This is a genomic window from Streptomyces sp. NPDC029151, assembly GCF_055564315.1.
The window spans coordinates 60691-72909 of record NZ_JBVHWQ010000012.1; the positions used below are offsets into that span (position 1 = coordinate 60691).

The following is a 12219-nucleotide window of genomic DNA, read 5'->3' on the forward strand; positions in this document are numbered from 1 at the left end:
CGGCGTGCTCGCCTTCGCCGGTCTGACCGTGAAGAAGCTGTACCAGGGCCAGCGCTGACCCACCCTCTAGGAAAGCTTCCGCTCATGATCGAGATCCCGTCCGACCTGCACAAGGACCTCGTCCCGCTCGCCTTCCTGCTCGGCAACTGGGCCGGCGCGGGCGTGCACGACTTCCCCGGCTCCGAGAAGTGCAACTTCGGGCAGGAAGTCAGCTTCACCCACGACGGCCGGGACTTCCTGGAATACCACTCGTCCACCTGGGTGCTGGACGAGAACGGCAACAAGGTGCGCCCGCTGGAGACGGAGCACGGCTTCTGGCGGATCGACGCCGACCGCAAGGTCGAGGTGACGATGACCCGCGACGACGGTGTCATCGAGATCTGGTACGGCGAGATGGCCGACAAGAAGCCGCAGATCGACCTGGTGACGGACGCCGTCGCCCGCACCGCCGGCTCGGGCCCCTACAGCGGCGGCAAGCGGCTGTACGGCTACGTCAAGAGCGACCTGATGTGGGTCGGCGAGAAGCAGACCCCGGAGGTCGCGCTGCGCCCCTACATGTCGGCGCAGCTGAAGAAGGTCGTCACCCCGGAGGACGTCGAGCGCTGGGCCAAGGCCCTCCCCGACGACCTGCCGGACGACGGCATCGCCTTCTTCAAGTGAGCCGTCCCTGCCCGTGGCTCTAGACTCGTCGGTGTGGTGAGCACCGACTGGAAGAGCGACCTCAGGCAGCGCGGCTACCGACTGACGCCGCAGCGGCAGCTTGTCCTCGAAGCCGTGGACACCCTTGAGCACGCGACCCCCGACGACATCCTCGTGGAAGTGAGGAAGACGGCGTCGGGGGTCAACATTTCCACCGTCTACCGGACGCTGGAGCTGCTGGAGGAGCTGGGCCTGGTCAGCCACGCCCACCTCGGGCACGGTGCCCCCACCTACCACCTGGCCGACCGCCACCACCACCTCCACCTGGTGTGCCGGGACTGCGAGAACGTGATCGAGGCGGACGTCGAGGTGGCCGCGGAGTTCACGGACAAGCTGCGGCGGCAGTTCGGCTTCGACACCGACATGAAGCACTTCGCGATCTTCGGCCGGTGCGAGGACTGTCTGCTGAAGAGTTCAACTACCACGTCGTAGGCTGGCGGTATGAAGAGCCCCCTGCTGTCCCTGCCCGGCGCCGTCCCCGCCGAGGGCGTGGACGAAGGTGTCGCCGCCCACTACGGCGACCTGTTCCGCGAGCAGCGCGCCCTCGCCGACGGCGCCGGTTTCGTCGACCTGTCCCACCGCGGTGTCATCACCGTCAGCGGCGACGACCGGCTGAGCTGGCTGCACCTGCTGCTCACCCAGCACGTCAGCGAACTGCCCGTCGGCGAGGCCACCGAAGCCCTGATCCTCTCCGCGCACGGGCACATCGAGCACGCGCTGTACCTGGTGGACGACGGTACGACCGTCTGGGCGCACGTGGAGCCCGGCACCCAGGACGCGCTGATCGCGTACCTGGAGTCGATGAAGTTCTTCTACCGGGTCGAGGTCGCCGACCGCACCGGTGACATCGCCGTGGTCCACCTGCCCGCCGGTTCGATCGCCGACGTCCCGGACGGGGTCGTCGTGCGCGAGACGCCGTACGGCCGTGACCTGTTCCTGCCCCGCGCCGGTCTGGAGTCCTTCGCGGCGACCCACGGCCCCGCCGCCGGCCTCCTCGCCCACGAGGCGCTGCGCGTCGAGCACCACCGTCCCCGCCTCGGCTTCGAGACCGACCACCGCACCATCCCGCACGAGCTGGGCTGGATCGGCACCGCCGTCCACCTCCAGAAGGGCTGCTACCGCGGCCAGGAGACGGTCGCCCGCGTCCAGAACCTCGGCAAGCCACCGCGCCGCCTGGTCTTCCTCCACCTCGACGGCAGCGAGGTCCACCTCCCGGCCCCCGGTACCGGGATCCGCCTCGCCGACGAGGGTCCGGAGGGCCGCAAGATCGGCTTCGTGACGACCTCGGCCCGCCACCACGAGCTGGGCCCGGTCGCCCTGGCCCTGGTCAAGCGCAACATCCCCCTCGACGCGAGGCTCCTGGCCGGGGAGACGGCGGCGGCCCAGGAGGTCGTGGTCGAGCCCTAGGCACGGCCACGGGCAGGCCGGGGGGCGGCGGCTGGACCGTCGCGCGGGCCGCGGCACAGCCCCCGGTCCGCTCGCCGGCGTTCCCGGCTCACATCTCCAGCAGCACCGTGAACGGGCCGTCGTTCGTCAGCGACACCCTCATCTGCGCGCCGAAGCGGCCCGTCGCCACCGTGGCGCCCAGGGCGCGCAGCTGGGCCACCACCTCGTCCACCAGGGGCTCGGCGACCTCGCCGGGGGCCGCCGCGTTCCAGGTGGGGCGGCGGCCCTTGCGGGCGTCGCCGTAGAGGGTGAACTGGCTGATCACGAGGAGCGGGGCGCCGGTGTCGCTGCAGGACTTCTCGTCCTGGAGCACGCGGAGCGTCCAGAGCTTGCGGGCCAGCCGGGCCGCCTTCTCCTCGGTGTCCTCGTGGGTGACCCCGACCAGGACGCACAGGCCCTCGCCCTCGATCTCGCCGACCGTCTCGCCGTCCACGACGACGCTCGCGCCGTCCACCCTCTGCACCACCGCACGCATGCGGACCATCATGCCCGGTGCCCCGCACCGGCCCGCACGGGGCCCAATATGGATCTGTTGGCGCCTATCTAGGGCCGTTCGGGGGCACTCGGTCACATAGCGGCCGGTTGGGGTGGCACGATGCTTCCCACACGCCGGTCGAGGGGACGGTCACAAGCAGATGAGCACACCGAGTACCAGCGGGCGGCTGGGGGCACAGGGGACGTACCGGCCGCCCGCGCAGCGCGCCGACGCCGTCGCGGAACCGGCACCGCCCACCGATCCTCCCGAGCCCGAACTGGCCCGGCTGAGCCTGCCCGAGCTGCGCGCGCTGCGCCGCGACGCCCAGCGGGACGAGGCGGACCTCAGCTATGTGCGGCGGCTGCTCCAGGGGCGGATCGACATCCTGCGCGCGGAACTGGGCCGGCGCGGTCGGGCGTCGGTGCCGGCGCCGGTCGACGGGTCCGTGGTGGACCGGCTCCCGGAGATCCTGAAGGACGCTCCGGCCCGGCAGCGTTCCTCGGCCCGCCACGTCACGCTCGGCACGCCGCACAACGAGGAGTACGGGCGGCTGGCCGCCGAGATGCTCGCCGAGGTCGAGCTGTCGGACCTGACCGCGCGGACCGACCTGGAACTGAGTGCCGCCATGGGACGGCTGGTCCGGTACGAGCAGGAGGTCTCGCGGTGCCGCCAGCGGTTGCAGCGTACGGCCGACGACTGCAGCGGGGAGATCGCGCGCCGGTACCGGGTGGGCGAGGCGCAGGTGGACGACCTGCTGATGTGACCGGCGGCGGGGGGAAACGAGAGGGCGCCGCCTCGTGGAGGCCGGCGCCCTGTTCATCCGTAGCGAGCTGTTCAGTTGTGGCTGTGCGATGTCGGTATTCAGATGTCGCTGTTCAGTTGTGACTGTGCGCTCCGGTGGCCGCCCCCTGCCCGGGCTCCCGGCTCCCCTCCGGAGGGGAACCCGGTCGGCCAACCACTGGGAAGCTCGACCATGTCCCACAAGTTGGCTGCCAACTTCACTGTACTTATCTCCGTCGGGATGCGGCTTATAACCAGCTGCACAGGAACTGCCGTAAGTTGGCGCGAAGTTGTACGGTTTGTTCGTGGACCCGGAGCACGTCTCCGCCAGTGGGCGGACGAAGCCCCAGCGGCACCGTTCGTCCCACCGCGAGATCGCCGACGAACTGCGCAGCCGGATCAGGTCCGGTGTGCTGCGGCCGGGTGAGCGCATGCCCACGCAGGCCAAGCTGGCCGACGAGTTCGGTGTCGAACGCGGTGCGGTACGGCAGGCCTTGCGCATCCTGCAGTCGGAGCACCTGCTCACCGACGTTTCCAAGGGCAGCCCCGCCACGGTGGCGGGCGTACCGGGGCCCGCGCGCCCCCCGGCGGGCCCGGCCGCGCCGCCGCAGCCCACCATGGTGGGCCTCGCCCCGCGCATCGCCGCCGCGTTCGCCGCCCCCCACGTGCGCATCGACGCGCTGTGCCTGACCTCGGTCTCGCTGACGCTGGCGGTCGGCGAGCCGCTGCGGCAGATCCACGCGGGGCGGCTGAAACCGGCCAAGATCGACGTACGGCTGCTGCTGCCCGGCCGGGACATCGACCTCGCCTTCCCGACGCCGGTGGACGCCGACGACGGGGGCCTGCTGCACCGGCGCTGGCTGTCCCAGCGCAACGCCCAGGGCCTGGTGCTGCGGCAGAACCTGCTGGCCCTGTGCACCACGCACGGCGTCGACGTCCGGGTCTCCTTCCGGGCCCTGCCGTTCACCCCGCCGGTGAAGCTGTACCTGCTCAACGGCTCGGAGGCGCTGTTCGCGTACTACACGCTGGGCCGCCGGGAGCGGGAGATCGGGCAGCGGCACGTGGAGACGTACGACGCCGACGGCACCCGGTCGATGCTGTTCGCCTTCGACGGGCGGGCCGGGCGGCGGGACGCGGCCTTCGTGGAGCAGTCGCGGCTGTGGTTCGACGCGCTGTGGGAGACGATCAGCTCGGAGCTGGTGCTGACGTCGTGACGCGGGGCGCCGGCGCCACGGAGCCGCGCGCTCCGGCCCGCCGGCCCGCCAAAGTTGGCAGCCAACTTCGCCTCACATGCGCCCACTTGGCGACTGTCCACAAACAACTTTCCAACAACTGCCTCCAGATGGATCAGGGTTGTAGCGTTTGGTCGTGACCCAGGAGAACGTGGCAGTGAACGGCAGCGGACGGCTCACGCCCCGGCAGATCGCCGACACCCTGCGCGAACGCATCCGCACCGGCGTCCTCCGGGTGGGCGCGCGCCTGCCGACCCAGGCCGAGCTGGCCGAGGAGTTCGGCGTGGAGCGCGGTGCCGTACGCCAGGCCCTGCGCGTGCTCCAGGAGGACGGCCTGCTCAGCAACGTCAGCAAGGGCAGCCCGCCCCGGGTCGCCGAACCGGCTCCCGCGCGCGAGGATCCGCAGCCCACCATGGTGGCCCTCGCGCCCCGGCTGACCGAGGCGTTCTCCGTCCCGCACGTGCGCATCGACGCCGTCTGCCTGACCGCGCAGAGCCTGATACCCGCCCTCGGCGAACCGCTGCGCCTGATCCACGACGGCCGGCTCAGACCCGGGCGCATCGACGTCCGCGTCCTGCTGCCGTCCCGGGACATCGACCTCGCCTTCCCGGTACCGGTCGACTCCGGCAGCTCCGACGACGCCGTCCACCAGCGCTGGCTGGCGATGCGCAACGCCCAGGGGCAGGTGCTCCAGTACAACCTCCAGGCCCTGCGCGGCACCCACGACATCGACGTCCGCGTCGCCTTCCGGGCCCTGCCGTTCACCCCTCCGGCCAAGCTGTACCTGCTCAACGGCGCGGAGGCGCTGTTCGCGTACTACATGGTCGAGCGCCGCGAGGAGCCCACGGAGAGCGGAACGCTGGAGATGTACGACACGCTCGGCTCCGAGTCACTGCTCTTCTCCTTCGAGAAACGGGCGGGGCAGCGGGACGCGGCGTTCGTGGAGCAGTCGCAGATGTGGTTCGACGCCCTCTGGGAAACCATCACGACGGACCTGACACTCTCCTAGTGACTTCTGATGCGACTTCTGATGCGCCTTCTGTTGCGAGTGAGAACGAGAAGCTTCGGGAACTGATCACATCGGCCCGGGTCGTGCTGTGGGACTTCGACGGGCCGATCTGCCGGCTCTTCGCCCGCCACCGCGCCGAGCGGGTGGCCGCCGACCTGGTCGACTGGCTGGAGCGGCAGGGACTGCGCGGGCTGCTCAGCGAGACCGAACGGGAGACGCTGGACCCCCAGGTGGTGCTGCGTGCCGTGGGCCGCCGGCGGCCGGGCAGCGACCTCGTCACCGGCCTGGAGGAGCGGCTCACCCAGGAGGAGGAACGGGCCGCCGCCTCCGCGCTGCCCACCGCCTACGCCGACCCGCTCATCCGCACCTGGACGGCCGTCGGCGCCCGCCTGGCCGTCACCACCAACAACTCGCCCCGCGCCGCCCGCACCTACCTCGAATCCCGCGGCCTGACCGGCTGCTTCGCCCCTCACCTGTACGGCCGCACCGAGCACCTGCACCACCTCAAGCCGCACCCGCACTGCCTCAACCGGGCCCTGAACGCGATGGGCGCCGCCCCCGGCACCGCCCTGATGATCGGCGACTCCCTCGCGGACCTGGCGGCGGCCCGCGGCGCGGGGGTGCCGTTCCTGGGGTACGCGCGCGACGCGAGCAAGGAGAAACACCTGCGGGCGGCGGGCGCGAGGCACGTCGTGCAGTCGCTGGAGCCGCTGTTGCGGCTGCTCCGGAGGGGGCGTCCGGTCGGCTAGCATTCGCCTCGTCCGAGTCACCGCTCGGGGCGCGTGCCCATGTCCGTGACGCATGCGCGTGCCCGTGCGCGGGGGACGGCGACGAGCCGGCCCCCGGGCGCCCGCCGGCACGGACGAGTGGCGGACCACCCGCACGGCTGCTCGACCGGCCCTTCGACCCTTCCTTCCCGCACCCGTTTCGCCTCTTCTGCGTACCCTTTTCACACCCTTTCGCACCCTCTCCACACCCTTTCGCACGATCGACCCCGGAGCGGCCAGTGGGCGCACCGCCTGTTCCCCCTGCCGCCCGGACGGACGCCGTCCTCCGGGAGTTCGTGGCCCGCGCCGTCAGGGAGGGCCGGTCGAGCAGCGGCTTCCACCATCACAACCACGTCGTGCCGTTGACCGGACCGGTGGCCGGGCTGCTGGGCCGCGAGCCGGGGGCCCTGGTGACCGTGCGGGTGCCGCGCCCGGACGCGGTGCCGGTGGTGATCCGGACCTGGGCCGACGAGCCGGAGATCCTGCGGGCGGTGCGCGGGGTGCTCCCACGGGTGCCCGAGTGCCTGGCCGCGGGGCCCGGCTTCGCCGTCCACAGCTTTGTGGACGGCACCGTGCTCGCCGACGTCTGCGGTCCCGGCAAACCGGTCGACGGTCCGCTGCTGACGGAGCTGGCGGAGCTGCTCGCCGCCGTCGTCCAGGTCCGCGGCGGCGCCCTGCCTCCCCTCCCGGCCCACTGGCCCCGCAACCACACCGACTCCCAGGGCTTCCTGCGCACCCTCGCCCACCTCGCCGACCAGCAGATCCGGCGGCCCCACCGGCAGCGGTACGGCGGCCTGTTCACGGCCCTCGGCGTGCCCGAGGACGCCCTGGCGCGGTTCGCCGACCGGGTCCCCGCGATGACCCGGCGGCCGTACGGACTGCTCCACGGCGACCTGCACCGCGACAACCTGGTGCTGCCGTCCGGCGGCGGGCCGCCGCACTGCGTGGACTGGGAACTGGCGTGCTACGGCGACCCGTTGCACGACCTCGCCGTCCACCTGGTGCGCATGCGCTACCCCGGGCACCAGCGGCGCGAGGTCGTCGACGCCTGGGCCGAGGCCGTCCACCGGGTACGGCCCGCCGCCACCGCCGGACTCTCCCGGGACCTGCGGCACTACGTCGCCTTCGAGCACGCCCAGTCCCTGTACGCCGACGTGATCCGGGCCGCGCGCTCGCTGGAGCGGTCCTTCGGCCGGGAGCGGCTGGCGCGGGCGACGGCCGCCGTCCGGGACGCCCTGCGGGCCGCCGCCCGGCCGCTGCGGCTCGGCCGGGTGCCCGAGGCGGACGAGATCGAGCGGATCCTGTTCCGGCGCGGGGCGTCGGCCGGTCCGGGGCGGCGGATCATCGGCTGGACCCCGGACCGGCGCGTCCCCGAACATCCCGACTTCCCCCGCTCCGCGGTCGCCGACGCGCTGTTCCTGGAGGGCGCCGCCCCGGCCGGCCGGGTGTTCAAGGGGGCCGCGCACCTGAACACGGTGCTCCGGGTGCCCGGCACGCCGTTCCCGGTCGTCGTCCGCCGCGAGGCGACCGTCGTGCTGCGGCGCGAGACCGGCTTCCTCAGCGAGCACGCCGTCCTGCGGGCGATCGAGCGGTCCGGCGTGCCGGTGGCCGCGCCCCGGGTGCTGGCGCTGGGGAAGAGCCACGCGAGGGACCCCGGTCTGCCGTACCGCGGGGACCGCTTCGCCGTCCACACCTACGAGGGCGCCGCCGACCTCGGCCGCCGCCCGGAGCACCCGGTGCACGGCCTGCGGCCGCACGAGGCGGACTGTCTGGTCGACCAGCTGGCCGCGCTGACCCGGGTCGACCACGCGCCGCTCGACCCGCTCGGCGGACCGCCCCGGTTCTACGACTGGCTCAGCGACCAGCTCGTGGCCCTGGTCGCCGCGCTGCCCCGGGCGTCCCGGCAGCTGGCCCGCCTGCTCGGGCTGCCCGACGCCCCCCGGCTGCGCGAGATCCTCGCCCGGCACCGGGTCGCCCACCGCGCCCCCGCCCTGCTGCACGGCGACCTCAACCCCTGGAACCTGGTGCGCCGCGACGACGGCCCGCCGCTCACCCTGATCGACTGGGAGATGGCGCTGGTCGGCGACCCGCTGTACGACCTGGTCCGGCACATGCACCTCACCCCGACCCGCCCCGAGATCCGGGACCGCATGTTCCGCCGCTGGGAGACCCGGCTGGCGCCCCGCTTCACCCGGGGCTGGCAGCAGGACTGGCGGGTGTACCGCTGGACCGAGATCGTCCGTTCCGCCTACGTCGACCTCGACCGCCTGGTCACCGGGGCCGCCCTGGACGCGCCGAACGTGCGGCGCGCGGTGGAGTCGTACGCCATGACGCTGGCCGCGGCCACCGCCTCCCTGGGCCTGTCGTCCCGGCGGCGCGGCGGTACGGACCTGGCGTGGCCGCCGGTGCCGGACGGCGCTGCGTAGGCTCCCCCCATGGGCGAGATGGGTCTGCGTGAGCGCAAGAAGCAGCGGATGTACCAGGACGTGTCGGACACCGCCGTACGGCTGTTCCTGGAGCGGGGCTTCGACGCGGTGTCCGTGGCGGAGGTCGCCGCCGCGGCCGGGATCTCCAAGCCGACCCTCTTCCGGTACTTCCCGGCCAAGGAGGACCTGGTCCTGCACCGGATCGCGGACCACGAGACGGAGGCCGCGCACGTCGTCGCGGGGGCGGCCGACCCGGTCGACGCGCTGCGCCGGAACTTCCTGGCCGGCCTGGACCGGCGCGACCCGGTCACCGGGCTGAACGACCACCCCGACGTGCTCGCCTTCCACCGCCTGCTCTACGGCACCCCGTCCCTGGTGGCGCGGGCGTACGCGCACCAGGAGCGGTCCGAGGAGGCGCTGGCCGAGGCGCTCGGGGGCGGTCTCGACGCGCGGCTGGCCGCCGGACAGATCATCGCCGTCCAGCGGATCCTCGCCCAGGAGAACTGGCGGCGGATCGCGGCGGGGGAGCCGGTCGAGGAGGTGGCCCGGGACGCGGTGGGGGCGGCCGAGCGGGCGTTCCGGCGGCTGGCGGAGGGGCTGCCGGACCTGAGGCCCGGCGGCCGGGGCCCGGTCGCCGAGGGGATCGCACCCAACGAATGAAACTCGGTTAAAAACTTAACTCGGTAACATTTCTGCCGTACGCTGACGGCATGACGTCACTCGATCCCGCCCTCACGGACGCCCTGCACACCGAGCGCGCCTACCACGACACCTGCCGTACGGCCCTCGCCGCGATGGTCGAGGGCGCCGCCGAACAGGTCGTCGTCGGCGAGGACGTCTCCGCCTCCGGAGCCGACGCCGAGGTGCTCGGCTACCGGCTGCGCAGCCGGGCCAAGGCCATGCGCGAACTCCCGCCCGGCCCGCTGTTCTTCGGCCGCCTCGACTTCGCCGACGGCGACCCCGCGCACGGCGGGCAGAGCTACCACGTCGGCCGGGTGCGGATCACCGAGGACCCGGCCGCCCCGCCGCTCGTCGTCGACTGGCGGGCCCCCGTCTCCCGCGCCTTCTACCAGGCCGACGCCCGCGACCCGCAGGGCGTGGCCGTCCGCCGCCGGTTCGGCTGGGCGCCCGGCAGCCGGGGCGACTCCGCCGACCTCACCGGTCTGGAGGACGAGCACCTGGGCCGGGGCGAGAGCCGGGCCAGCGACATCGTGGCCCGCGAGATCGAACGGCCCCGCGTCGGACCCATGCGGGACATCGCCGCCACCATCCAGCCCGAGCAGGACGACCTCGTCCGCGCCCCCCTCGCCGACTCCGTGTGCGTGCAGGGCGCCCCCGGCACCGGCAAGACCGCCGTCGGCCTGCACCGCGCCGCCTACCTGCTCTACACCCACCCCAAGCGGCTCCAGCGCGCCGGCCTGCTGATCCTCGGCCCCAACCGCACCTTCCTCTCCTACATCGCCGAGGTGCTGCCCTCCCTCGGCGAGACCGCCCGTCGCGGAGCGACCGGTGGGGGCTACCGCCAGTCCACCCTGCTGGAGGAGATCGCCCGCCACCCCGTCACCGGCACCGACCCCCTGGAGACGGCGACGGTCAAGCACGACCCGCGCATGGCCGAGGTGCTGCGCAGGGCGCTCTACGCGCGCGTGAGCACCGCGGGCGTCGGCGACCTCGCCGTACCCGACGGGTCGTACCGCTGGCGGGTGCCCGCCGCCGAACTCGCCGACCTCGTGGCCGAGGTGCGCGCCGAGGAGCCGCCGTACGCCGTCGGACGGGAGCGGGTGCGCACCCGGGTGGTACGGCGGCTGCGCGACCAGGCCGAACGGCGCTCCGGAGTGCTGCCCGCCTCCTGGGTCCGCCGCGTCGAGCGCTGCCGGCCGCTGACCGCACAGCTCGACGCCCTCTGGCCGAAGGCGCGCCCGGAGGAGGTCCTCGCCGGACTCCTCACCGACCCCGAGGCGCTGGCCCGCGCGGCCGACGGCCTGCTGGACCCCGACGAGCAGGCGGCACTGCTCTGGCCCCGCCCGCCGCGCTCGTACAAGTCGGCCCGCTGGTCGGCCGCCGACCTGGTCCTGCTGGACGAACTCGCCGGACTCGTCGAACACCCCGAGGGCTACGGCCACCTCGTCGTGGACGAGGCGCAGGACCTCTCGCCGATGGAGTGCCGGGCCATCGCCCGCCGGGCCGCGTTCGGCTCGCTGACCGTCCTCGGCGACCTCGCCCAGGGCACCACCCCGTGGGCCGCCCGCGACTGGTCCGTGCAACTGCGCCACCTCGGCCGGCCGGACGCGGCCGTGGTGCCGCTGACCACCGGGTTCCGGGTGCCGGCGGCCGTGCTGGAAACGGCCAACCGGCTGCTCGCCCGCCTCGACGTCGCCGTGCCCGCCGCCACCTCCCTGCGCACGGACGGCGAGCTGACCCTCCGCCCTACCGACGACCTGCTCGCCACCACCGTGACCGCCGCGCGCGAGGCTCTCGCCGGGGAGGGATCGGTCGGGGTGATCACGGCCGACGCGGACACCGGCCGGGTACGCGAGGCGCTCCACCGGGCGGGCCTGGACCCGGCCGGCCCCGACACGCTCGGCGCCCGCCTCGCCGTCGTCCCCGCGAGCGTGGTCAAGGGCCTGGAGTACGACCACGTCGTCGCCGTGGAACCGGCCGCCGTCGCCGAGGCGGAGGCGCGGGGCGCGCACCGGCTGTACGTGGTGCTGACCCGGGCGGTGTCCCGGCTGGACGTCGTCCACAGCCGGCCGCTGCCGTTCTGACCGGGTCGAGGCCCTGGACGGAGGGTGCTCCAGGGACGGAACCCGTGGACGGTGCTGCTCTTCCCCGACGTGGACGGCCCGCTCATCCCCTTCGGGGCGGCGGACCGCCGCTACCCGCTGTACGACGGCCCGCCGGTGCCCGCCGCCGACCACCCGCTGCCGGCCCGCGTCGACCCGGCGCGGGGCCCCCGGCTGACGGAGCTGGGCTGCGCGCCGGTGTCGGCCACGACCTGGACGGACGACGCCGACGACTGCGTCGCGCCGTGGCTGGGGCTGCCGCCGCTGCCGGTCGTGCGGTGGCCCGACGCGCACGAACGGCCGGGCCCGCTGCACGGGAAGACCCGGCCGACTGGGCGGCTGTCTGCACCCTCGGCAGCGGCGGAGGTGGTGCCTTCCGTCCGGCACCGTGACCAGGAGCACCGCCCAGGCCGCGGAGCAGACCGAGGAAGGGGCGGTCACCGGCACCGCGACGGCCACCGCCGCCCGGCGCCAGCAGCCCAAGCGGGCCGGCCTTCGTCCGGGTGGACCGACGAGATCACCGAGGCCGACCGCGCCTGGAGCGCCGTCCACCCCCGGCACCGGCCCTCCTGCACCGCGTCGACCACCGGTACGGCCTGACG

At 73.7% G+C, this 12219-nt stretch carries 12 protein-coding genes; 11 read left to right on the forward strand and 1 reads right to left on the reverse strand.

The window, feature by feature from the left end; genetic code table 11:
* The first annotated feature begins 84 nt into the window (after positions 1–84).
* The 3 genes from ACZ4VF_RS33310 to ygfZ are packed head-to-tail and all read left to right on the forward strand — an operon-like array spanning position 85 to position 2106.
* Complete coding sequence (locus tag ACZ4VF_RS33310) at positions 85–660, forward strand: heme-binding beta-barrel domain-containing protein (RefSeq protein ID WP_467930685.1); 576 nt, start codon at positions 85–87, stop codon at positions 658–660.
* 33 nt (positions 661–693) lie between these two features.
* Entirely contained in the window at positions 694–1131 is a 438-nt protein-coding gene (locus tag ACZ4VF_RS33315) for a Fur family transcriptional regulator (RefSeq protein WP_467930686.1), read from the forward strand.
* Between the two features lie 9 nt (positions 1132–1140).
* Positions 1141–2106, forward strand: coding sequence for a CAF17-like 4Fe-4S cluster assembly/insertion protein YgfZ (gene ygfZ, locus ACZ4VF_RS33320; protein WP_467930687.1), 966 nt, complete (start codon positions 1141–1143; stop codon positions 2104–2106).
* Positions 2107–2194: 88 nt separating this feature from the next.
* Here ygfZ and dtd read toward each other — a convergent pair whose 3' ends face one another.
* Positions 2195–2620 carry a D-aminoacyl-tRNA deacylase gene (gene dtd, locus ACZ4VF_RS33325; protein ID WP_467930689.1) on the reverse strand — a complete coding sequence of 142 codons (426 nt, stop codon included), beginning with the start codon at positions 2618–2620 and terminating at the stop codon, positions 2195–2197.
* Positions 2621–2780: 160 nt separating this feature from the next.
* On the opposite strand from dtd, the gene ACZ4VF_RS33330 reads away from it, so the two are divergent.
* The 8 genes from ACZ4VF_RS33330 to ACZ4VF_RS33365 all read left to right on the forward strand — a co-directional run bounded on the left by ACZ4VF_RS33330 (position 2781) and on the right by ACZ4VF_RS33365 (position 12217).
* A complete protein-coding gene (locus ACZ4VF_RS33330; RefSeq protein WP_467930690.1) occupies positions 2781–3383 on the forward strand; it encodes an RsiG family protein in 603 nt (200 codons plus the stop codon).
* A 316-nt stretch (positions 3384–3699) separates the two neighbouring features.
* The gene (locus ACZ4VF_RS33335; RefSeq protein ID WP_467930691.1) at positions 3700–4614 is read left to right on the forward strand and encodes a winged helix-turn-helix domain-containing protein; all 915 of its coding nucleotides are present in this window, start codon (positions 3700–3702) and stop codon (positions 4612–4614) included.
* Between the two features lie 148 nt (positions 4615–4762).
* The gene (locus ACZ4VF_RS33340; RefSeq protein ID WP_467930693.1) at positions 4763–5641 is read left to right on the forward strand and encodes a GntR family transcriptional regulator; all 879 of its coding nucleotides are present in this window, start codon (positions 4763–4765) and stop codon (positions 5639–5641) included.
* Positions 5641–6390 carry an HAD family hydrolase gene (locus tag ACZ4VF_RS33345; RefSeq protein WP_467930694.1) on the forward strand — a complete coding sequence of 250 codons (750 nt, stop codon included), beginning with the start codon at positions 5641–5643 and terminating at the stop codon, positions 6388–6390. Before ACZ4VF_RS33340 ends, ACZ4VF_RS33345 begins: the two co-directional genes overlap by 1 nt.
* Positions 6391–6647: 257 nt before the next feature.
* Positions 6648–8834 (forward strand): phosphotransferase, encoded by a 2187-nt coding sequence (locus tag ACZ4VF_RS33350; protein ID WP_467930695.1) that lies wholly within the window; start codon positions 6648–6650, stop codon positions 8832–8834.
* Positions 8835–8843: 9 nt separating this feature from the next.
* On the forward strand, positions 8844–9494 hold the full coding sequence (locus tag ACZ4VF_RS33355) for a TetR family transcriptional regulator (protein ID WP_467930697.1): 651 nt from the start codon (positions 8844–8846) through the stop codon (positions 9492–9494).
* A gap of 50 nt (positions 9495–9544) precedes the next feature.
* The gene (locus ACZ4VF_RS33360) at positions 9545–11599 is read left to right on the forward strand and encodes a HelD family protein (RefSeq protein ID WP_467930698.1); all 2055 of its coding nucleotides are present in this window, start codon (positions 9545–9547) and stop codon (positions 11597–11599) included.
* A 51-nt stretch (positions 11600–11650) separates the two neighbouring features.
* Positions 11651–12217, forward strand: coding sequence for a hypothetical protein (locus tag ACZ4VF_RS33365; protein ID WP_467930877.1), 567 nt, complete (start codon positions 11651–11653; stop codon positions 12215–12217).
* Positions 12218–12219 lie beyond the last annotated feature (2 nt).